The sequence below is a fragment of the Pseudomonas sp. LW8 genome, assembly GCF_041956865.1.
In the GTDB taxonomy this organism is placed as follows: Bacteria; Pseudomonadota; Gammaproteobacteria; order Pseudomonadales; family Pseudomonadaceae; genus Aquipseudomonas; species Aquipseudomonas siliginis.
In genome coordinates this window covers 5646511-5667160 of sequence record NZ_CP168138.1, presented here as the reverse complement: position 1 = coordinate 5667160, position 20650 = coordinate 5646511, and the positions used below count along the sequence as shown (strand labels likewise).

At 59.9% G+C, this 20650-nt stretch carries 19 protein-coding genes and 1 pseudogene; 9 read left to right on the top strand and 11 right to left on the bottom strand.

From position 1 onward, the window contains the following. The first annotated feature begins 7 nt into the window (after window positions 1-7). From pstA to AB9L16_RS25745, 5 genes are all read left to right on the top strand, one after another. The gene (gene pstA / locus AB9L16_RS25765) at window positions 8-1678 is read left to right on the top strand and encodes a phosphate ABC transporter permease PstA (RefSeq protein ID WP_016772481.1); all 1671 of its coding nucleotides are present in this window, start codon (window positions 8-10) and stop codon (window positions 1676-1678) included. A gap of 93 nt (window positions 1679-1771) precedes the next feature. After that, window positions 1772-2605 (top strand): phosphate ABC transporter ATP-binding protein PstB, encoded by an 834-nt coding sequence (gene pstB / locus AB9L16_RS25760; protein ID WP_041476597.1) that lies wholly within the window; start codon window positions 1772-1774, stop codon window positions 2603-2605. A gap of 105 nt (window positions 2606-2710) precedes the next feature. Beyond that, window positions 2711-3472 (top strand): phosphate signaling complex protein PhoU, encoded by a 762-nt coding sequence (gene phoU, locus AB9L16_RS25755; RefSeq protein WP_016772483.1) that lies wholly within the window; start codon window positions 2711-2713, stop codon window positions 3470-3472. Between the two features lie 176 nt (window positions 3473-3648). Next, the gene (locus AB9L16_RS25750) at window positions 3649-4587 is read left to right on the top strand and encodes a response regulator (protein WP_056790928.1); all 939 of its coding nucleotides are present in this window, start codon (window positions 3649-3651) and stop codon (window positions 4585-4587) included. Window positions 4588-4903: 316 nt separating this feature from the next. Continuing rightward, window positions 4904-5800, top strand: a complete 897-nt coding sequence (locus AB9L16_RS25745; RefSeq protein WP_150742875.1) for a M23 family metallopeptidase — start codon at window positions 4904-4906, stop codon at window positions 5798-5800. A gap of 172 nt (window positions 5801-5972) precedes the next feature. On the opposite strand, the gene AB9L16_RS25740 is transcribed toward AB9L16_RS25745, so the two are convergent. From AB9L16_RS25740 to phoB, 3 genes are all read right to left on the bottom strand, one after another. Beyond that, window positions 5973-7313: a hemolysin family protein gene (locus AB9L16_RS25740; RefSeq protein WP_016772486.1), complete on the bottom strand. Its 1341-nt coding sequence runs from the start codon at window positions 7311-7313 to the stop codon at window positions 5973-5975. Window positions 7314-7436: 123 nt separating this feature from the next. Further along, complete coding sequence (gene phoR, locus AB9L16_RS25735; protein ID WP_240997448.1) at window positions 7437-8723, bottom strand: phosphate regulon sensor histidine kinase PhoR; 1287 nt, start codon at window positions 8721-8723, stop codon at window positions 7437-7439. A 137-nt stretch (window positions 8724-8860) separates the two neighbouring features. Further along, window positions 8861-9550 (bottom strand): phosphate regulon transcriptional regulator PhoB, encoded by a 690-nt coding sequence (gene phoB, locus AB9L16_RS25730; protein ID WP_007896474.1) that lies wholly within the window; start codon window positions 9548-9550, stop codon window positions 8861-8863. 151 nt (window positions 9551-9701) lie between these two features. Between phoB and AB9L16_RS25725 the strand changes: the two genes are divergently transcribed. After that, complete coding sequence (locus AB9L16_RS25725; RefSeq protein WP_252877130.1) at window positions 9702-10085, top strand: hypothetical protein; 384 nt, start codon at window positions 9702-9704, stop codon at window positions 10083-10085. Window positions 10086-10200: 115 nt separating this feature from the next. Here AB9L16_RS25725 and ubiA read toward each other — a convergent pair whose 3' ends face one another. Together ubiA and AB9L16_RS25715 are read right to left on the bottom strand one after the other, a co-directional pair. Continuing rightward, entirely contained in the window at window positions 10201-11091 is an 891-nt protein-coding gene (ubiA, locus tag AB9L16_RS25720) for a 4-hydroxybenzoate octaprenyltransferase (RefSeq protein ID WP_056790919.1), read from the bottom strand. Continuing rightward, window positions 11091-11651 (bottom strand): chorismate lyase, encoded by a 561-nt coding sequence (locus AB9L16_RS25715; protein ID WP_041476602.1) that lies wholly within the window; start codon window positions 11649-11651, stop codon window positions 11091-11093. The genes ubiA and AB9L16_RS25715 overlap by 1 nt, the downstream gene beginning before the upstream one ends. A gap of 201 nt (window positions 11652-11852) precedes the next feature. Between AB9L16_RS25715 and AB9L16_RS25710 the strand changes: the two genes are divergently transcribed. The 3 genes from AB9L16_RS25710 to AB9L16_RS25700 all read left to right on the top strand — a co-directional run bounded on the left by AB9L16_RS25710 (window position 11853) and on the right by AB9L16_RS25700 (window position 13654). Further along, window positions 11853-12020 carry a rubredoxin gene (locus AB9L16_RS25710; protein WP_016772491.1) on the top strand — a complete coding sequence of 56 codons (168 nt, stop codon included), beginning with the start codon at window positions 11853-11855 and terminating at the stop codon, window positions 12018-12020. Window positions 12021-12039: 19 nt separating this feature from the next. Next, on the top strand, window positions 12040-13188 hold the full coding sequence (locus AB9L16_RS25705; RefSeq protein WP_375122882.1) for an NAD(P)/FAD-dependent oxidoreductase: 1149 nt from the start codon (window positions 12040-12042) through the stop codon (window positions 13186-13188). A 190-nt stretch (window positions 13189-13378) separates the two neighbouring features. After that, complete coding sequence (locus tag AB9L16_RS25700) at window positions 13379-13654, top strand: HU family DNA-binding protein (protein ID WP_003213368.1); 276 nt, start codon at window positions 13379-13381, stop codon at window positions 13652-13654. Window positions 13655-13757: 103 nt separating this feature from the next. Here AB9L16_RS25700 and AB9L16_RS25695 read toward each other — a convergent pair. The 6 genes and pseudogenes from AB9L16_RS25695 to tssI all read right to left on the bottom strand — a co-directional run. Continuing rightward, window positions 13758-13919, bottom strand: a pseudogene (locus AB9L16_RS25695) (phosphatidate cytidylyltransferase); the annotation flags it as partial. 44 nt (window positions 13920-13963) lie between these two features. After that, the gene (locus tag AB9L16_RS25690; RefSeq protein WP_375122881.1) at window positions 13964-14584 is read right to left on the bottom strand and encodes a hypothetical protein; all 621 of its coding nucleotides are present in this window, start codon (window positions 14582-14584) and stop codon (window positions 13964-13966) included. A gap of 26 nt (window positions 14585-14610) precedes the next feature. Then, window positions 14611-16941: a lipase family protein gene (locus AB9L16_RS25685; protein WP_375122880.1), complete on the bottom strand. Its 2331-nt coding sequence runs from the start codon at window positions 16939-16941 to the stop codon at window positions 14611-14613. Then, on the bottom strand, window positions 16938-17729 hold the full coding sequence (locus tag AB9L16_RS25680; RefSeq protein WP_252868481.1) for a hypothetical protein: 792 nt from the start codon (window positions 17727-17729) through the stop codon (window positions 16938-16940). Before AB9L16_RS25680 ends, AB9L16_RS25685 begins: the two co-directional genes overlap by 4 nt. Continuing rightward, complete coding sequence (locus AB9L16_RS25675) at window positions 17726-18574, bottom strand: DUF4123 domain-containing protein (protein ID WP_252879114.1); 849 nt, start codon at window positions 18572-18574, stop codon at window positions 17726-17728. Before AB9L16_RS25675 ends, AB9L16_RS25680 begins: the two co-directional genes overlap by 4 nt. Continuing rightward, complete coding sequence (gene tssI / locus AB9L16_RS25670; protein WP_375122879.1) at window positions 18571-20595, bottom strand: type VI secretion system tip protein TssI/VgrG; 2025 nt, start codon at window positions 20593-20595, stop codon at window positions 18571-18573. Before tssI ends, AB9L16_RS25675 begins: the two co-directional genes overlap by 4 nt. Between the last annotated feature and the right edge of the window lie 55 nt (window positions 20596-20650).

The following is a 20650-nucleotide window of genomic DNA, read 5'->3' as shown; positions in this document are numbered from 1 at the left end:
GAAGTCTGTGAAACAGAACTCCCTGAAAGGATGGTTCAAGAGCGGCGCCCCGGGCGTCTGGATCAGCGGTGGCGCGGTGTCCATCGCGGTCATCATGACCATTGGCCTGTTGGCGGTGATTGCCGTGCGCGGTCTCGGTCACTTCTGGCCGGCGGACCTGATCCACGCGCATTACGACGTACCGGGCCAGGCCAATCACCTGGTGATCGGCGAAGTGGTGCAGAAAGAAGAAGTGCCGCGCGCACGTCTGAAGAGCGCCGGTCTGCCGGTGCCGGACGAAGGTCCGGAATTCATGACCCGCGAGCTGATCAAGGTCGGCAACCGTGACTTGAACGGTAACGACTTCACCTGGATCGTCGGCGAGTGGCTGACCAAGCAGACCACGCCGCCCGAGCTGATGGCGATCGAGCGTCGCGAGTGGGGCAACTTCTACGGCTACCTGGTCAACGTCAAACAGGATGGCAAGGTCATCGCCGAAGGCGAGGCCGCTTGGCCTGAACTGCAAGCGCGCATCGATCGGGTGAACGATCTTGCGGCTCAACTGAAAACGCTGGAAAAAACCGACATCGGCGCAATCAATGCCGGCCTCGAACGCATCCGACTTCATGGCCGCAAACTGGAGCTGGAAGGCAAACTCGACGCCACCGCACAAGCGGACATGGAGTCCGAGCGCGCCGAGCTGGACGCGCGCTACAAAGACATCGAAGCACGTCTGTCTGATTTGCATGCACAGTTCAACCGCGACGCCTTGACCGCCCGTGACGCCAACGGCAAGGAAATCGAAATCGGTCTGGGCAAAGTGGTTCACGCTTACCAGCCGAACGGCATGAGTACCTTGACCAAGGTCGGCTTCTACTTCAGCAAGATCTGGGAATTCCTCTCCGACGACCCGCGTGAAGCGAACACCGAAGGCGGGATCTTCCCGGCGATCTTCGGCACTGTGATGATGACCCTGATCATGGCGATGATCGTTACACCGTTCGGCGTGCTGGCAGCGGTGTACCTGCGCGAATATGCCAAGCAGAACACCCTGACTCGCGTCATTCGTATCGCGGTGAACAACCTCGCCGGCGTACCGGCGATCGTTTACGGCGTGTTCGGTCTGGGCTTCTTCGTCTACGTGCTGGGTGGTTCGGTCGACCGCTTGTTCTTCCCTGAAGCACTGCCGGCGCCGACCTTTGGTACGCCGGGCCTGCTCTGGGCCTCGCTGACCCTGGCGCTGCTGGCAGTGCCGGTGGTGATTGTGGCGACCGAAGAAGGTCTGGCGCGGATTCCTCGTACCGTGCGTGAAGGCTCGTTGGCCCTCGGCGCGACCAAAGCGGAAACGCTGTGGAAAATCGTTATCCCGATGGCCAGCCCGGCCATGATGACCGGGATGATCCTCGCCGTGGCCCGTGCCGCCGGTGAAGTGGCGCCGCTGATGCTGGTGGGTGTGGTGAAACTGGCGCCGTCGCTGCCGGTGGACGGCAACTACCCGTACCTGCACCTGGACCAGAAGATCATGCACCTGGGCTTCCACATCTATGACGTCGGCTTCCAGAGCCCCAACGTCGAAGCAGCCCGCCCGCTGGTGTACGCCACCGCGCTGCTGCTGGTGCTGGTGATCGCGACGCTGAACCTGTCGGCGGTGTATATCCGCAACCACCTGCGCGAAAAATACAAAGCACTGGATAGCTAAAGCCATTAGCCACAAGCGGCAAGCTACAAGCCGCTTTTGCTCAAACTTGCAGCTTGCAGCCAGAAGCTTGCAGCTACGAACGGAGTGAGACCCATGCAGCACGAAACACACAGCCACGGCATCAACATGTCTGCCCTGGGCCGCGACAAGCAGAGCCTCAACCTGGCGCAGGAAACCGTCGCCATCGAAGTGCCGGGCCTGAGCCTCTACTACGGCGACAAACAGGCACTGTTCGACGTCAGCATGAACATCCCGAAACAGCGCGTGACGGCGTTCATCGGCCCGTCCGGCTGCGGTAAGTCGACGCTGCTGCGTACCTTCAACCGGATGAACGATCTGGTCGACGGCTGCCGTGTCGAGGGCGCGATCAACCTGTACGGCAACAACATCTATCGCAAGGGCGAAGACGTTGCCGAACTGCGTCGTCGCGTCGGCATGGTGTTCCAGAAGCCCAACCCGTTCCCGAAGACCATTTACGAAAACGTGGTCTATGGCCTGCGCATCCAGGGCATCAACAAGAAGCGCATTCTCGATGAAGCCGTTGAGTGGGCGTTGAAAGGCGCAGCACTGTGGGACGAGGTCAAAGACCGCCTGCACGACTCGGCCCTCGGCCTGTCCGGCGGTCAGCAACAGCGTCTGGTGATCGCGCGCACCATCGCGGTTGAGCCGGAAGTGCTGCTGCTCGACGAACCGTGCTCGGCTCTCGACCCAATCTCGACGCTGAAAGTCGAAGAGCTGATCTACGAGCTGAAGTCCAAATTCACCATCGTCATCGTTACCCACAACATGCAACAGGCGGCACGGGTGTCCGACTACACCGCGTTCATGTACATGGGCAAACTGGTGGAATTCGGCGACACCGATACCCTGTTCACCAATCCGGCGAAGAAGCAGACCGAAGACTACATCACCGGTCGCTATGGCTGATTGCAGCAGCTGCACGCCGCAAGCTTCAAGCGGCAAGAAAGAATTGGTGCGATATCAGGACTTATACATAACTGCTTGAAGCTTGCAACTTTCGCGGAGCGAACAATGATTTCCAAAGAAGGCCTTACCCATCACATTTCCGCGCAGTTCAACGCTGAACTGGAGGAAGTGCGCAGCCACCTCCTTGCCATGGGCGGGCTGGTCGAGAAGCAGGTCAACGACGCGGTCACGGCGCTGATCGAGGCCGACTCCGGCCTGGCTCAGCAGGTCCGTGAGATCGACGACCAGATCAACCAGATGGAACGCAACATCGACGAAGAATGCCTGCGCATTCTCGCCCGTCGTCAGCCGGCAGCCTCTGACCTGCGTTTGATCATCAGCATTTCCAAATCGGTGATCGACCTCGAGCGTATCGGCGACGAAGCCACCAAGATCGCCCGCCGCGCCATCCAGTTGTGCGAAGAAGGTGAAGCGCCGCGCGGTTACGTCGAGGTCCGTCACATTGGCGACCAGGTGCGCAACATGGTTCGTGATGCGCTGGACGCCTTCGCGCGTTTTGACGCCGATCTGGCCTTGTCGGTGGCGCAGTACGACAAGATCATCGACCGCGAATACAAAACCGCCCTGCGTGAGCTGGCCACTTACATGATGGAAGACCCGCGCTCTATCTCGCGGGTGCTGAGCATCATCTGGGTCCTGCGTTCACTGGAGCGCATCGGCGATCATGCGCGCAACATCTCCGAACTGGTGATCTATCTGGTGCGCGGCACCGACGTGCGCCACATGGGCCTCAAGCGCATGAAAGAAGAAGTTGAAGGCACAAGCGCTGAAACCGCTAATGTTCCGGGCGAAGCTGACGATAAGTAAGATTGCCTGAGAAAAGCGCCCGGCCCTCTGGCCGGGCGTTTTTGTTTCTGCTTTTCAGAAGCGGATTCGTATTAAAAGCAGCACCCGCGAACGAAAAGTCCCGGCGTGACTGAAGAGTTTTGGCAATGTGCCATCAGCCAGCGTTATGCTTGCCGGGATTTTAATAGGGGTGTTGGATGAGCAAGATCAGTGTGTTGGTCGTGGACGATGCTTCGTTCATTCGTGACCTGGTGAAAAAGTGCCTGCGTAATTACTTCCCGGGGATCCGCACCGAGGACGCCATCAACGGCAAAAAGGCCCAGGCGATGCTGGCCAAAGAGGCTTTCGACCTGGTGCTGTGCGACTGGGAAATGCCGGAAATGTCCGGCCTCGAACTGCTGACCTGGTGCCGCGAGCAGGACAACCTCAAGACCATGCCGTTCGTCATGGTCACCAGCCGTGGTGACAAGGAAAACGTCGTGCAGGCGATTCAGGCCGGCGTATCCGGTTACGTCAGCAAGCCGTTCACCAACGAGCAGCTGCTGACCAAGGTCAAGCAGGCACTGAACAAGGTCGGCAAGCTCGACACCTTGATGAACAGCGCGCCGACCAAGATGAATTCGGCATTCGGCAACGATTCCCTGAGCGCACTGACCGGCGGCAAGCCTGCCGTGGTCGGCGGCGCTGCGGCCAGGCCTGCCGCTGCCGCTACTGCACCCGCTCCAGCCGCTGCGCCGTCGCGCGGTTTGCTCAACAGCCCGCCAGTTCAGGCGCCCGGTGCATCCAAGGCGCCGGTGGGCGGTCGTGGGCAGGGCCAGTTGCGCCTGCCGAGCGGTACCCAGCAATGCGTGATCAAGGCCTTGAGCATCAAGGAGGCGCTGCTGGTAGTGAAGCGCACCGAGACCCTGCCGCAGATCCTCGACAGCGCCGTGCTCGATCTGGAGCAGGGCGACAACGCCGAGATCGCGCGGCTCAATGGTTACCTGCACGCCATCGTCGCCCACGAGCAGAAAGCCGACAGCGACTGGCTGCAACTGACCTTCCGCTTTGTCGACCAGGATGCGCAGAAGCTCGACTACATCTCGCGCCTGATCGCCCGGGGCACGGCGCAGAAGCATTTCGTACCCGGCGCGTAAGCTTCGTCGCCCGATAGGCCGCCTTCGCGAGCAGGCTCGCTCCCACCCTGGAACGCATTCCAAATGTGGGAGCGAGCCTGCTCGCGAAGGGGCCAGCCAAAACACCACTTGTCTCCCGTGCTCTGATCGTTCCCACGCGCAGCAAAGGAATGCCTCAACCGGACGCTCCGTGTCCTCTGTGCAGGGGACGCAGAGCGTCCCGGGCTGCATCCCCACGCAGAGCGTGGGGACGATCATTTGAAACATCTGTCGACTAGCCTGGTCTGTCTCAGCTGCTAGGCTGATTCCCAGGCCTTCCTTCGACAGACTTTTGCCCATGTTCGCGCGCCTGCTGTTTTTCTGCGGTCTCTGCCTGGCCTCCCAGCTGGCGATGGCCATGACCATCTACAAATCCACCGATGCCAACGGCGTGGTCTCGTACAGCGACCGCCCGAGCAAAGGCGCAAAGGTGTTCGTGTTTCAGGACCGTATGGTCGAGCGCCTCGACCGCCAGGTGTACCTGGACATCAAGAAGCAGAAAGGCGTCGACGTGGTGTTTGCGCGCAACGATTTGTACGCGCCGGTCGAGGTTGCCCTGGCCTTCATTGGCACGAGTAATGTGCGCGGCGTGCCCGCGCGGGCGATCCGTCGCGTGCTGCCGCCGCGCAGCAACACACGGCTGGCGCTGCTGACGGCGATCAGCCGTGACCAGCCGCTGGTGTATTCGCCGCAGTTCCAGTATTCGCTGGGCGACCCCGCAGGCACCGCACAGAGCTATCGCTATCCGCTGCCCTGGCGTGGCGGGCCGTTTCGCCTGAGTCAGGGCGCCAACGGCCAATACAGCCACTACGGGCCGAAGAACCGCTACGCCATGGACATCGCCATGCCGGTGGGCACGCCGATCATCGCCGCGCGAGCGGGAGTAGTGGTGAAAACCGAGAATTCCCAGAGCGGGCGCGGTACCGATGCCTCCGGCAATTTCGTCCGGGTGCTGCACGACGACGGCACGATGGGCGTGTACCTGCATCTGAAACAGGGTTCGGTGAGTGTGCGCGAAGGCCAGCGGGTCAAGGTCGGCAGCCCGCTGGCGCTGTCGGGCAACACCGGCAACAGCAGCGGCCCGCACCTGCACTTCGTGGTGCAGCGCAATACCGGAGAGGGGCTGGTGTCGATTCCCTATCAGTTCAACCAGCCACTGGGAGCCTTGCCCAACTTTGCGTTGGGCAAGCAGTAGGCGCGATAGGGTGTTGAGGGTTTTTGTGGCGAGGGGATTTATCCCCGTTGGGCCGCGAAGCGGCCCCAAATATTGCAACTCTGTACTAACTGACTGCATTCAATGGTTTTGGGACGGCTGCGCCGTCCAACGGGGATAAATCCCCTCGCCACAAGAGCCCCCCAAACTCCCATCAATCGAGCATCAACACCTTGGCCAGAACAATCTTCGGCCCTTTCATCTTCTTTATGATGATCCGCAGGCCTTCGACTTCCAGCACTTCTTCCTCTTCCGGCACCCGTTTCAGGGTTTCGTAAACCAGCCCGGCAAGGGTTTCCGCTTCGATGTGATCGAGATCGATGCCCAGCAGACGTTCAACCTTGAACAATGGCGTATCACCGCGCACCAGCAGCTTGCCTGGCTGATAGGCGAGAATGCCGCGCTCTGCCTTGCGGTGCTCGTCCTGGATATCACCGACCAGCACTTCCAGCACGTCTTCCATGGTCAGGTAGCCGATGATGTTGCCGTCAGCCTCCTCGACCACGGCGAAGTGCGAGCCGCCCTTGCGGAACTGCTCCAGCAGCTGCGACAGCGGCATGTGCCGCGATACGCGCTCCAGCGGGCGGGTCAGCTCGGCCAGGTTGAACGACTCGGGAATGTGGTCCAGCGCGGCCAGTTCCAGCAGCAGATCCTTGATGTGCAGCAGGCCGACGAACTCCTGGCGCTCGCTGTCGTACACCGGATAACGGCTGAACTTGTGGCGACGGAACATCGCCAGGATTTCCTTCAGCGGCGCGTTGAATTCGAGGGTGATCAGGTCTTCGCGGGAATTGGCCCAGTCGACCACTTCCAGCTCGCCCATTTCCACCGCCGAAGCCAACACGCGCATGCCCTGATCGCTCGGATCCTGGCCACGGCTGGAGTGCAGGATCAGTTTCAGTTCTTCGCGGCTGTAATGGTGTTCATGGTGCGGGCCGGGTTCACCTTGCCCGGCGATACGCAAAATCGCGTTGGCGCTGGCGTTGAGCAGGTAGATCGCCGGGTACATCGCCCAGTAGAACAGGTACAGCGGCACCGCGGTCCACAGCGACAAAAGCTCGGGTTTGCGGATCGCCCACGACTTGGGCGCCAGCTCGCCGACCACGATGTGCAGGTACGAAATGATGAAGAACGCGGTGAAGAACGACACGCCTTTGATGATCTCGGGCGAGTCGACGCCGACTGCGCTCAGCAGCGGCTCGAGAATATGCGCGAACGCCGGTTCACCGACCCAGCCCAGACCGAGAGAGGCGAGGGTGATGCCGAGCTGACACGCCGACAGGTAGGCATCGAGCTGACTGTGCACGGTGCGCAGGATGTGTCCGCGCCAGCCGTGTTGTTCAGCGATGGCCTCGACCCGGGTCGAGCGCAGTTTGACCATGGCGAATTCCGCCGCAACGAAAAAGCCGTTGAGCAAAACCAGGATCAGAGCAAAAAGAATCATGCCGAAGTCGGCAAAAATGGTTGCGAGGGACAAGCCAGGGGAAGGGTCCATGATGGAGTTTTGCGGGTTCCGTGTGATTCGAAATTAGGGAGAAACAGCGCCTGAAAGGCAGGCACAAGTCAGCCAATGTAGCGGCTGACCGTGCGATTGCCTAGTGGCGTGTGCCGGGCGGCGTCACTCGGTGGCGCTGATCGCCCGTGCGCTGGCCACCTGGGCCGGGGCGAAATGGCAGGTAAACGTGCTGCCGTGGCCGGGCACGCTGCTGATCTCCATTCGCGCGCGGTGGCGCAGCAGCACGTGCTTGACGATGGCCAGGCCGAGGCCGGTCCCCCCGGTGTTGGAGTTGCGGCTGGAATCGACGCGGTAGAAACGCTCGGTCAGGCGCGGCAGGTGTTTGCTGTCGATACCGATGCCGGAATCCTGCACGCTAAGGTGCGCGCCCTGATCGTCGCCCCACCAGCGAATGCGGATGTTGCCTTCGGCCGGAGTGTACTTGACCGCGTTGAACACCAGATTGGAGAACGCGCTGCGCAGCTCGGCCTCGCTGCCCTTGAGCAGCACTGCGGCATTGGCCTCGAGGCTGATGCGCTGGTTCTTTGCCCCGGACAACTGCTGCGCATCGCTGGTGATCGATTGCAGCAAGGTGTCGATCTGCACTGGCTGGTTGTCCGACGGATAGTCGGTGGCTTCCAGCTTGGCCAGCAGCAACAGGTCGTTGAGCAGTGTCTGCATGCGCCCTCCCTGTTGTTGCATCTGTTGCAGGGCTCGGCTCCAGCGCGGGTTCACTTCTTCGACATTGTCCAGCAGGGTTTCCAGATAGCCGCAGATCACCGTGAGCGGTGTGCGCAGCTCGTGGGAGACGTTGGCAATGAAGTCCTTGCGCATCTGTTCCAGCTGATGGATGCGCGTGACATCGCGGACCAGCATCAGGTGTTCATTGTTGCCGTAGCGGGTCAGGTACAGCTGAATGCGCACGCGATCGTTGGTCGGCGAAGGGATTTCCAGTGGCTCGGCAAAGCTGTCCTGCTCGAAGTATTCCTTGAAGCGCGGATGGCGCACCAGGTTGGTCACCGGTTGGCCGCTGTCCTGCGGAGTCTTCAGGCCGAGCAGGGTTTCAGCGGCGCGGTTCCACCATTCGAGATTGCCGTCGCTGTCGAGCATGATGACTGCATCTTTCAGCGCGGCGGTGGATTCCTGCACCCGGTCGATCACCGCTTGCAGACGCCCGCGCACCCGTTGGTCGCGGCGTTGCAGGTGATAGATGCTGTCGAACACCTCGCCCCACAGACCATAGCCATCGGGCGGCGCTTCGTCGGGTTGGTGCTGGCGCAGCCATTCGTGCAGACGCAGCAATTGCTTGAGCGTCCAGGCCAGATAAAGCCCCAGACCCGCCGCGAGGCTCCAGCCGTAATAGCCGGTGATCAGGCCGATCACCAGGCAGGCGGTGACCAGCAACAGCATGTGGCGAATCAGGGTGCCATGCCAGTTTTGATTCACAGAGGCGTCCTTAGCCGCAGCGTCAAGTTTCAAGCTACAAGCTGCAAGTCAGAGCGGCTCGCTGTTTCTTGCCGCTTGTAGCTGAAAGCTTGCAGCTGCTTTCATGCTTTTGTGGAGAACCGGTAGCCGGTGCCGCGCACGGTTTGTACCAGATTTTCGTAAGCGTCGCCGAGGGCCTTGCGCAGGCGCCGGATGTGCACGTCGACGGTGCGCTCTTCGACGTAGACGTTGCCACCCCAGACCTGGTCAAGCAACTGGCCACGGGTGTAGGCGCGTTCCTGATGGGTCATGAAAAATTGCAGCAGGCGGTATTCGGTCGGGCCCATCTCGGCGGGTTTGCCGTCGATGGTCACGCGGTGGCTGATCGGGTCGAGCAGCAGGCCGCCGACTTCGATCGGCGCTTCGCCATCGGTCGGTCCGGCGCGGCGCAGCACAGCCTTGAGGCGGGCGACCAGTTCACGCGGGGAAAACGGTTTGGTGATGTAGTCGTCGGCGCCGACTTCCAGGCCCTGGATCTTGTTGTCCTCTTCGCCCTTGGCGGTGAGCATGATGATCGGGATGTCCCCGGTCAGCTCGTCACGCTTGAGGCGCCGGGCCAGTTCGATGCCCGAGGTGCCGGGCAGCATCCAGTCGAGCAGGATCAGGTCCGGTTTGCGGTCGACGATGATGGCGTGAGCCTGCTGCGAGTTCTCTGCCTCGAGGCAGTCATAGCCGGCCATTTCCAACGCCACGGCGATCATTTCGCGAATGGGCGCTTCGTCGTCGACGATAAGAATGCTCCTGCCAACCATGCCTTAATCCTCTTGTCATTTAACTGTCTTGCGCCGCATTAGATAACGGAATTATTGCAGTCGTGTGACAGTATTTCAGGCCGGCAACATTTGCACCCATCCTCGACTAAGCTCTAAGTCCGAATCCTGACAACCACAAAAGAAGGTTTCCATGACTCAGATGACTGCTTCTTTCAAAGCCCTGCTGATGGCCGCCGCCCTGACATTGCCGGGGCTGGCCATGGCGGCCGATCCGGCGATGGAGAAGGACGGCATGTACACCGACCACAAGGGCATGACCCTGTACACCTTCGCCAAGGACTCCGCTGGCAAGTCCGCGTGTAACGACAAGTGCGCGGCAAACTGGCCGCCGTTGATGGCGCAGGCGGGTGACAAATCCATGGGCGACTGGACGGTGATCAAGCGTGACGACGGCACGATGCAGTGGGCCTACCAGGGCATGCCGTTGTACACCTTCGTGATGGACAAAAAGGCCGGCGACATGACCGGCGACGGCAAAATGGACGGCGCGTGGAAAGTCGCCAAGGCCAAATAGATGCAACCCAGACGCTGTGGGAGCGAGCCTGCTCGCGAAAACGATGTGTCAGTTATCGCAGAGGTGACTGACATGACGCCTTCGCGAGCAGGCTCGCTCCCACAGGTGTCATGCATTAGCGCAGTGCGTAATCCAGCACGATCCCGACAAATATCGCCAACCCTGCCCAGTGGTTGTGCAAGAAGGCCTGGAAGCAGCGCATGCGGTCCTTGCTGCGTGTGTACCAGAACTCCCACGCATAACACCCCGCAGCCACCAGCAGGCCGAGGTGGAACCAGATCCCCAGCTCGAACTTCGACCCGGCCAGAATCAGGCAGCCCAATGACAGCGCCTGCAAGCTGAGGATGATCACCCGATCCGCCTCGCCAAACAGAATCGCCGTGGATTTCACGCCGATCTTCAGGTCGTCATCACGATCGGTCATCGCGTAATAAGTGTCGTAGCCCACCGTCCACAGCAGGTTGGCAATCCACAGCAGCCACGCCGCCGCTGGCAACTCGCCGGTCTCGGCGGTAAAGGCCATCGGCATGCCCCAGGAGAACGCCGCGCCCAGCACCACTTGCGGGTAGTAGGTGTAGCGCTTCATGAACGGGTAAGTGAATGCCAGCGCTAGACCGCCCAGCGACAGCCAGATCGTCGGCGCATTGGTGCACAGCACCAGCAGAAAACTGATGCCCATCAGCACGGCAAAGAACACCAGCGCTTCCTTCGAGCTGATCCGGCCGCTGGCCAGCGGCCGTTGCGCGGTGCGTTTGACGTGGCCGTCGACCTTGCGGTCGGCCCAGTCGTTGATCACGCAGCCGCCGGCACGGGTCAGCACTACGCCAAGAACAAAAATCACCACGTTGGCCAGCGACGGCGAGCCCTTGCCGGCAATCCACAATGCCCACAATGTCGGCCACAGCAGCAGGTAAATGCCGATCGGCTTGTCCATGCGCGTCAACTGAACGAAATCCCAGGCGCGCGGGTTCAGACGGTTGAGGGACTTGAGCAGGCTCTGATACATCAGCAGTTCTCCGGATGGGCGCGGGCGGCGTCCCACAGGCTCGGCAGGAAGATTTCCGCGACCAGCACGCTCAGCGTGCCACGGTCGAAACGCGAACGCCGGCCCCACAGTGCAGGGGCTTGCACCGCTGGCGGCAACCATTGTTCAGGGTAGTGGCAGACTTCAATGGCGCGGCGTTGAAATGCGCGATCGCAAAACAGCAATTCGCCCAGCGAGCGGCTACCCAGTTCATCCATGTGTAAACCATCACCTTGCAGGGCGGCGCGCGAGGCGACGCTGCGGGCAAACACCCAGGCTTCGCCATGACCACGCAAATACACCTCACGCACCCAGCCTTCGCTGCCCTCGGCCAGATCCAGCGCCGCGCATTCATCAGCGCGCAGGGTGTCCCAGCCTTCGAACAACGGCGACACGCTGAAGCCATCCTCGGACAAACGGGTCAAACGGCGGGTCAGCGAACCTTCGTCGAACAACCAGTCCAGGGTCAACGGATCGGGGCGGGGCGTCAGGCGGTCTTGGGTCAGCCAGAGCGGGGCGGGGCAGGCATTTGAATGTTGCACAATGAGTCATTATTGGCCGCAAATGAGGCGGCGAGCTTACCATGGCAGGCGACAGGATTGAGCGGCGCCGGCCGCCGTTGCGCCGAACAGGCTTGCATCTGCGCGGCACCCTCAGTACAAAACGCCCTGAGCAGGATGGCAGCGCAACACCCATCGACCGTCCGCGCCGGCACTACGCCTGAACCCTGAGGAAGTACCTGAATGAAGAAGTGGCAATGTATCGTCTGTGGCCTGATCTATAACGAAGCCGATGGCTGGCCGGATGACGGCATCGCGGCGGGCACCCGCTGGGAAGACGTACCGGCAGACTGGCTGTGCCCCGACTGCGGCGTCGGCAAAATGGACTTCGAAATGATTGAAATCAACTAAGCAAATAGAGGAGTAAGGCATGAGCGCACCAGTCGTCATCATCGGCACCGGGCTTGCGGGCTACAACCTGGCCCGCGAGTTTCGCAAGCTCGACAGCGAAACCCCGCTGCTGCTGATCACCGCCGATGACGGCCGCTCTTACTCCAAGCCGATGCTCTCCACCGGTTTCGGCAAGAACAAGGATGCCGACGGCCTGAGCATGGCCGAGCCCGGCGTCATGGCCGAGCAGTTGAAGGCCGAAGTGCGCACCCACACGCGCATCAGCGGCATCGACGCCGGCCACAAACGCTTGTGGATCGGTGAAGAAGCCGTGCCTTATCGTGATCTGATCCTGGCCTGGGGCGCGGAAACCGTGCGCGTGCCGATCGAAGGCGACGGCGCGGAACTGGTATTTCCGATCAACGATCTGGAAGACTACGCGCGCTTTCGTGCCGCAGCCGCGGGCAAGCGTCGGGTGTTGTTGCTCGGCGCCGGGCTGATCGGCTGTGAATTTGCCAATGACCTGATTCTCGGCGGCTACGAAGTGCAACTGGTCGCGCCGTGCGAACAAGTCATGCCAATGCTTTTGCATCCTGCCGCTGCGGCGGCCGTGCAGGCCGGGCTGGAAAGTATCGGGGCGAAGTTTCACCTCGGCCCGGTGCTGACCCGCCTTGAGCAAGTAGTCGATGGCCTGGAAGCGCACCTGTCCGACGGTCAGATCATCCCGTGCGATGTGGTGGTCTCGGCGATCGGTCTGCGCCCGCGCATCGATCTGGCAGCGGCTGCCGGCGTGCAGATCAATCGCGGCGTGATGGTCGATCGTTACCTGAAGACCTCTCACGCCAACATTTACGCCTTGGGCGATTGCGCCGAAGTCGACGGGCTCAATCTGCTCTACGTGATGCCACTGATGAGCTGCGCGCGCGCGTTGGCGCAAACCCTCGCCGGAAACCCGACCGCGGTCAGCTATGGGCCGATGCCGATCACCGTGAAAACCCCGGTGTGCCCGCTGGTGGTTTCGCCGCCGCCACGGGGCAGCGAAGGCATTTGGAGCGTCGAAGGGCAGGGCGCCGACATCAAAGCGCTGTGCCACAGTGCCGACGGTCAGTTACTCGGATACGCCCTGACCGGCGGGGCAGTCATGGAAAAACTGGCCCTCAACAAACAACTGCCGCCGTTGCTGGCGTAAATGCCGGTCGTTCTGTCGCAAACACCGCTCTTTTGCCCCGACAAAGGTCTTGGGGAGACTGGCGCCGCCGTTGGCGGCGTGCCATTCTCACTCCCGTCTGCCGCAGAGTAGAGCCTGCGGCGCCTTGGGCGCTGTTCCAACGAGAACAGCACGGACATAACAACAAAAAACCGTCAAAGGGGCTTCACTAATGCGTAAACCAGAACTCGCCGCTGCAATCGCCGAAAAGGCAGACCTGACCAAAGAACAGGCCAATCGCGTCCTCAACGCCGTCCTCGAAGAAATCACCGGCGCCCTGCACCGCAAGGACAGCGTGACGCTGGTCGGCTTCGGCACCTTCCTGCAACGCCACCGCGGCGCCCGCACCGGCAAAAACCCGCAGACCGGCGAACCGGTCAAGATCAAGGCCAGCAACACCGTGGCGTTCAAGCCAGGCAAATCGTTGAAAGACAGCGTCAATCCTTGATGGCGGCGTGCTCCCCTGAATGACGGGGAGAACCGCAAATGAAAAATGGGCACACCGATTGCGGTCGGGTGCCCATTTTTTGTGGTTGGAGCATTCGTCTAGATCAGACGGAGAAGAAGTAACGCGTCAGGTGAAAGAAGAGCGGTGCCGCGAAGCATATCGAGTCCATCCAATCGAGGATTCCGCCGTGACCTTTGATCATTGTGCCCCAGTCCTTCGCGCTCAGACTGCGTTTGATAGCGGACATGACCAAGCTGCCTAGCCAGCTTGCGGCAGTCATTGGGACTTAAGCATCGGGCAGCACGCCGACTACTCGGTCATCCGAACGGTTAATCGCAATGGCTTATCCTGGAATTGCTCAATTCGTAGCCTGCCCAAAATTTCATCGTTCGTACTCTGCCCTTTGCATACCAATTCATATTTGAAGACTTTACTTAACCGGGAGTCCGCATATTTACACTCGACTGAAAGCAAGTTCTCGTTCGACCCATGCTCGTCCAGTGGTTCATCTGCCAGGTCATTAATATGTATCCAGACGGCGCTTAAGCCAAGTTTCTCTGGATCCTCAGTCATGTCCATGATCCAGATCTTGATTTCGCTGAGGAGCGTGAGACAGCCCCCAATGCTGGGAAGTAATTTGACGTTGAACTTGGCGGTCTGCGCAGTGGGTTGCCAAGGTTGTTTAAATTTTTTGACTCCAAGGTTGGGGTCTCTTGCGTAGTTTTCTGGCGCGTAACAGTAATATGGGGAAAACGGCTGATAGTACGCTTCGGCGGTGACGCTAAAATTCGCAGGGATGTCCATGTTCAGTGTTGCCGAACTGGAGAACGAATTGCATCCAGTTCCAAATATTATGAAGCTGGCCAATAACAAAGCGCGGATCGAGTGCGTTGCAGTGACGAAGTTTAACTTGGGGGACAACGAGAACATCGGTACTTCCTTGTTGACTGATTAAGTTAAATGAACGAATCAATATCCAGCCGAAACGGCGCGCCAACCGCATGCCCTCCGGTCATCGCGGCGATAGCGGCATCGTGGTCTTCAGCGGCTGGCGGGATCATCGCCAGTTGCTCCTGAACCAGGTTTTCAGGATGGGCGTTCCAGCGCAGCAGACCTTCCTCGACCCATTCGGGCTGGTCGGCATAGCTGCCGTAAACGTCGACCTCGGTGACCCGTTGACTGCGCAGCGCTGTCAGGCGGGCCATGGTCATGCTGATCTTGTCTATTTCCTGATTGAGCATCAGCGTCTTGTGCGCGCGCTCCTGCTCTCGCACGTAAGAACGGTGGTTGTTTTGCAGATCGCGCTTAACGGCCCGCAGCTGTTGCTGAATATTCTCCAGGGCGCTGCTGATCCATTCGTATTCGCGATTGGTCACCAGCGAACGCTTGAGCTGCAGTGCTTCCTGCCAACGGCGCAAGCTGGCCCAGCAGCCGGGGATGTAGCTGCCGACCATTGAGTGGTGACCTGCGGAGAACAACTGCCGCAAAAACGATTCGCGTTCGGGTAAGCCGTTGGTAGCGTGCAGGGCCTTGGCGCAGCCGTGATCGATGATCGTGCTGCAACCCGGTTTCCACAGAATCGACGACTTGTGACCTTCGCCAAATGTCACCGGCATGAAATGACGCAAATCACCGTGATGCCCATAGTCATCTCCCAGTAAGTTGATCATTCCCAGGATCAGAAATGCGAAACCTCCAACTGGATGCAGGGCCACTAGTCCCACGTTGGCCGCATACATTTCCTTCGGCTTGGCGAAAGTATTCATCCATGTGGCGGGGACGCTCGGAACCGGGTCGTTCTGATTGACGATGCGGTGGTGGGCCAATGCTTTGGCGCTTTCGATGAAGGTGGTGTCGCCGGCGCGGGGGGCGCCGTAGGTGTAGAGCACGATTTGCGGGGAGAACTCCAGGTTGCGTCTCAGCATCTCGGACAGGATCAGTGCAACTGCACCGCCCAGACTGTGACCCGTGATCAGCAGCTTTTGCCCGCTGTAGAATTTTTCCAGATAAGTCACGATAAATGGATAAGCCGCCAAAGCGCCACCGTAGAAACCGCGGTGCACTTTGCCTTCTCCTTCGGCAAAGGGAACCTGATAGGCATCGCCGTCACGCCGGCCGTCGGGCCAGATCTCACTGGTACCGCGTACGCTGATCAGGATCAGTTCGTCGTGGTGGCAGATAAAGGCCTGGGTATCAGTACTGTTGTCTTTGTTACGGTCATCGAGACAGTGCAACTTGGCCGGGTGTTCTTGTTCGTCGCCCAACGCGGGGTCATTCACTTCGGGGTAAAGGTTCGGGTCGAACGGCACCACCTCCAGGCGTTTCGAATACGGCACGTCTTCGTACAGTGGGTAGTATTTCTGCGTTTGCGAGTCATCGACCTTCCACAACTCATCGAACTGCGGTAGCGCGTGGCCGAACCAGTTGCCGCTGCTGGGCTGTAGCGGAAAGCTTACCGTGTCGGTCTGCACCGGTTGAGTGTTGGGTTGCTGTCCGAAATCGGTGTAGCTCAGCGTCGCCATCACCGACAGCTGATAAAGGTTGAGCGCGCAGAACGCCTCGCCTGTCGACAGCATTGGCCGTAGCGCTCTCATCGGCCGTACTTCCAGCACATGGTGTTTGTTCGGCAGCAGTGCGACGCCCTTGGGCGGCGGCGGGGAAAACCCCAGCTCGACGGTGGCCATTTCCGCCGGACTCAGGATTGCGTGCAGTCCGCCATCCGCGGCGGTTTTATCGACGAGCGTGAAGTCTCTGGACTTCGCCGCCGATCGCATGAGCTTGTGCGCCGCCCTTTTCGGAGGGTCGCGACGAGCAGCCAGCGGCGGCAGGTGGGCGATGTGTTTTACCAGTTCACTGACTTCGACCTGGCAGTACGCATCGGTTTCGGGCAGGTCCTTGGCCGGATTGGCCTGGGTGCGAGTACCTGTTTTATGGAAGAAGCGGGTCTTTTCGGCGCGGACTTGGAGTTCGGTAATGGGGAGGGGGTAGTCCAGTCTTTTTCTCAAGTCTCGATACAGCGCGTCTGCTCCTTGAAAAGGCTTATTCAGCTTGAGCACTACCGGGCCACAATGGTGGTTGTTTACCTTTGCCCAGCCTTTCGCATCCAGTTTTCCTGTATGAACGGTGTCTTCGTAGTCGGTGATCTCATATGCCAAGCCGGCGTAGGGTGTGCCATCTCCGAACTCATTCACCAATTGAAAACTGGTCGAATGCCCGCGCATCGGGCAGGCGTGGATATCACCTTGCATGAAGGTGGTAACGCTTGTCGGTAAGGATTCAGCGTTCATGGAGTCTCGTCCGTGTTTTCGTTGCAACTTGGATAGATGGTGCAAATCCGTCCATCCACCATTCTGAAGGTGCTGAAGTCTTCATAATTTCCATTGCAATAACCACGCTGGTCCTCATAGCCTTCCCCCATACAGCGCTTCCAGCCACCAGGAACCTGGACCCAAGTGTCCCCCCAACCAGGTTGCTCTTCATTCGCTAGGTTTATTTTCAACCTCACGGTTTTTCCTGGGAGTTGATCCAGTGTGTACGCGCCATGAGGGCGGCTCCGGGCTACATTTCCTTCTTGATCCATTCCTTTACATCTCAACATTTTTATTAGGTTACGCTTGGGGCTGACTGTCCGAAAAAACCACATGCATTCGCCTGTAAACTCACCCAGGCCGTCCTCGTTGAATGTGCCCTTTAGTCGTTCCAGCAACTCTGGACGTACGAAAATCGAGGCGTAGTCCATGCTGAAGTTGCTTCGGCCTTTTCCATAAAAGCCGATGACCTTGATTTCCACTTTGTTGAGCGCCAACGGACAATCGCTGACGGTTTTGTACAACTCGATTTCCGCAGTGCTTACATATTCCATGGTGGGTTTATTGAAGCTCACCCAGAAATCCGGCTTCCCTGGCAAGCGGCAGGTTTCACCCGCTGCGGGCATGTAGATAGCCTTCAGCTCATATTTGAATCCGGGCGGAAAATCCGGAACAAACATAAAGGTGTTCGGGGTCTTCACCGTCGTACAACCCACCAGCAATCCCAGGCAACCACTCAGTATCAACCCTCGTTTCAAGTTCCTCATCGACCTACTTCTCCCTGCCAATACAACGCTTCCTGATATACCCGCTCAAAATGCATCGCCGGATCTTCACCGGGTTTGGGCAGCCATGATTTGCCTGGCCGATATCCCGGTAACTGCAAACTGCGGGTCAGCAAGAAATGCACTTGCTCCGGTTGTTGCCAGCCCCACAAGTGCGTCAGTTGAATCAGGCCCCACAGCCACTCATCGACGTCGAGCTGTTCGGCCAGCGTGGCCATGGCTTCGGTGTGTTCGCCGACCAGGTAACGGCGGGTGTTGTCGAACAGCACGTTGGCGTAGATCAGTTCCGGGGTCGGCGTGTGCAGCCACGGCGGATCCATCGGCAGCGGGTGGTGGCCGGGGTCCGGGTTGTCGATGGCGTTCCATCGTTCTGCGTGCCAATAGCAAACGCTGTTGAATGGCCCGAGAAACGCCGCGCGGTGCTCGGGTTGCAGGTGCGCCAGCGCACGTCCCAGAACCCGGTTGTCATGCACGCGGTACACCGCCTGATTCGGACGTTCGCCGGTTATCAGGCGATCGCGCCAATGCGCCGCCAGCAGATCAAGTTCGACGTGACGGGCACTGGCCAGCCAGCCCCAATTGCGCTCGGGCGTGGCGAGCAAGGTCTGGATCGCGGGATGCTGCGCCGTATCGATCTGCAACAGCAGCGGGCCGGTCGGCACCAGCGACTCGGCCGGCGTGCCGGTGTAGAGCGGACGAAACCGCTCGGTGCCGAGGTCGCGGGTCAACGCAGCGTGCTCTGCGCTGTGGCCGTCGGTGTCGAGCATCAGATACAGATCGCAGCCGGCGCGGGACTGAGCGTGCAACCATTGTTCGACCGGGCTCATGCGACTTCTCCCAGCTCGCACAGACCCGCTGCGCAGGCTTCGCACAGCGGGCAAAAATCCGCTGCCTGCTGGCGGGCGCTGTTGACGATCGACAGCGGCGTGGCGTTGATCGCAGCTGGCAGGCCGGCCTCAACTTGCAGCGGTTGTAGCGGTGCGAGAGCCGGCAGTGGCGCGCCGCCCTGAACGATGGGCACGCTGCTGAAAATCCCGCCGGCATTGATCACGATGTGATGACCGCCCGCTGACAGCGTCAGGCTCATGCCGGCATCGATCACCACGTTGCTTGCCGTGACATGCGCCTGCTGGCCGGCCTGGATCACCAGAGCGCCCAGGGTCTGGCTGCTGGTACCGCTGACCTGCAACAAGTCATCGGCGTTGATTACTGTGCTGCGCAGTCCTTGATGAGTGCGCGAATCCCTGCCCTCGATGAGACTGGTGCTGTCATTGCCGACATGCTCATGGCGGTCGCGAGTGATCAGGCTGCGGCTGTCGTTGAGGATCAGTTGCTCGAGGTCGCGCTGCGCGCGCAGGTAGATCTTCTCCTGCCCGGCGCGATCCTCGATCGACAGTTCGTTGTAGCCGCCATTGCGCGGTGAGCTCTGGCTGCGTAATACCGTGCGGGTTTTACTCGCCGACAAGGGATGGGCGACGGCATTGACCTTGTTGGCGACGCAGCCGGTAATCAGCGGTTGGTCCGGGTCGCCTTCCTGGAAGGTCACGACCACTTCCATGTCGACCCGGGGAATGGTCACCGCACCGAATCCGTCACCTGCCCAACTGGAAGCTACGCGTAACCAGCAGCTGCTTTTTTCGCTGTTGCGTTCAGCGCGATCCCAAGGAAACTCGACACGAACCCTGCCGTATTCATCACAGAAGATCTCTTCTCCGGGAGGCCCGGTAACGCGCGCGGTCTGGCAGACCAGCAAGGGCCTTGGCGCGGGCAAAGGCGGACGGTAAACCACCTCTGCGGGAATGGCCCTGAAGGTATTGCGGTAACCCTGGGAAAAACCATCGGCAGGTTTCGCCTCGCTGCTGAAAGCCTCTTCGAGCACCGCCGGTTGCTTGCCTTCGTGACTGAGACTGACCAGCAGCCACAACTCGTTGCAGTCGGCCCTGGGATGTTCGCTCAGCTCGAACAGGTGACCGCTGCGCAAAATCGGCTGATTGCTTTTGCCTTCAATCCATTGATAGTCGCTGCGATGGCGCTCCAATGCCTGACGCGCCAGCTGTTTGCCGTGCTTCTCGGACTTGATCAGCAGTGGATAGCGATAGTCCTCCAGAGCCGGCGTGAATTCTGCGGTGAAGCGGCTTTCCAGCAGCAGGCTTGGGCGCTTGAGGTCATAGTCGCGGCGGGTGACCGTGCTGGTACGTGTGTTGAAGCCCATGCTCAGGTGGTTGACCACCGGGTGTTCGGCGACCATGCCGCTATCGACCCTGAAGGGTGTGGTGCCCAATTTGCGCGCGAACACCGGGCTGTCGCTGAACACCAGCAAATGCCTGTCGAGCGAATGCTGGTGGTGCCAGGCAATACCCTCTTCGGCGCACAGGCGCTGGATGAACAGGAAGTCGCTTTCGCCGTATTGCGTGCAGTACTCACGAGGCTCACCGGCGGCGACATTGAACGTGAAGTCATCGGCCTGGATGCCATGCCCTTTGAGCACTTGCGCGATGATCTGCGGCACTGTCAGCTGCTGGAAAATCCGCTGGTCGTGGCTCATTTGCAGATAATGCAGCGCCGGTACCACTGACAGCTCATAGCGGGTCAGGCGCTTTCCCGATTCGCCGAGCATGACATTTTCGATCCGCCCGTGAATGCCTTCGCCCGCTAACCCGAATTGCAGAAAAGCAGGCTGGCTGAGCAGGCTTTCCAGATCGAAGTCCGCGTACTCGCTCACCAGCTCGATGCGAAATGCGTACAGCTGACTGATCGCTTCGGTGCCAGTGAACGCGAGCACCTTGAAGTCGTGACGAATGGCCGGGATATGCAGTGAGAATGGCGCGCAGTGGCCTTTGCAGAACATGGGCTTGTCCTTAAGCAAAGTGAGTCAAAGCGCGATACCGTCCTCCCTGATCGCC

Coding starts and splice junctions, on each gene's coding strand:
- phoB (WP_007896474.1), bottom strand. CDS start 9,550: ATGGTTGGCAGGAGCATTCTTATCGTCGACGACGAAGCGCCCATTCGC.
- AB9L16_RS25675 (WP_252879114.1), bottom strand. CDS start 18,574: ATGAGCCCGGTCGAACAATGGTTGCACGCTCAGTCCCGCGCCGGCTGC.
- tssI (WP_375122879.1), bottom strand. CDS start 20,595: ATGTTCTGCAAAGGCCACTGCGCGCCATTCTCACTGCATATCCCGGCC.
- AB9L16_RS25680 (WP_252868481.1), bottom strand. CDS start 17,729: ATGAGGAACTTGAAACGAGGGTTGATACTGAGTGGTTGCCTGGGATTG.
- phoR (WP_240997448.1), bottom strand. CDS start 8,723: ATGCTGTTGCTGGTCACCGCCTGCCTGGTGATCGGCCTGATCACCGGC.
- AB9L16_RS25700 (WP_003213368.1), top strand. CDS start 13,379: ATGCGTAAACCAGAACTCGCCGCTGCAATCGCCGAAAAGGCAGACCTG.
- AB9L16_RS25725 (WP_252877130.1), top strand. CDS start 9,702: ATGACTCAGATGACTGCTTCTTTCAAAGCCCTGCTGATGGCCGCCGCC.
- AB9L16_RS25745 (WP_150742875.1), top strand. CDS start 4,904: ATGTTCGCGCGCCTGCTGTTTTTCTGCGGTCTCTGCCTGGCCTCCCAG.
- AB9L16_RS25690 (WP_375122881.1), bottom strand. CDS start 14,584: ATGTTCTCGTTGTCCCCCAAGTTAAACTTCGTCACTGCAACGCACTCG.
- ubiA (WP_056790919.1), bottom strand. CDS start 11,091: ATGTATCAGAGCCTGCTCAAGTCCCTCAACCGTCTGAACCCGCGCGCC.
- AB9L16_RS25685 (WP_375122880.1), bottom strand. CDS start 16,941: ATGAACGCTGAATCCTTACCGACAAGCGTTACCACCTTCATGCAAGGT.
- pstB (WP_041476597.1), top strand. CDS start 1,772: ATGCAGCACGAAACACACAGCCACGGCATCAACATGTCTGCCCTGGGC.
- phoU (WP_016772483.1), top strand. CDS start 2,711: ATGATTTCCAAAGAAGGCCTTACCCATCACATTTCCGCGCAGTTCAAC.
- AB9L16_RS25705 (WP_375122882.1), top strand. CDS start 12,040: ATGAGCGCACCAGTCGTCATCATCGGCACCGGGCTTGCGGGCTACAAC.
- AB9L16_RS25710 (WP_016772491.1), top strand. CDS start 11,853: ATGAAGAAGTGGCAATGTATCGTCTGTGGCCTGATCTATAACGAAGCC.
- AB9L16_RS25750 (WP_056790928.1), top strand. CDS start 3,649: ATGAGCAAGATCAGTGTGTTGGTCGTGGACGATGCTTCGTTCATTCGT.
- AB9L16_RS25740 (WP_016772486.1), bottom strand. CDS start 7,313: ATGGACCCTTCCCCTGGCTTGTCCCTCGCAACCATTTTTGCCGACTTC.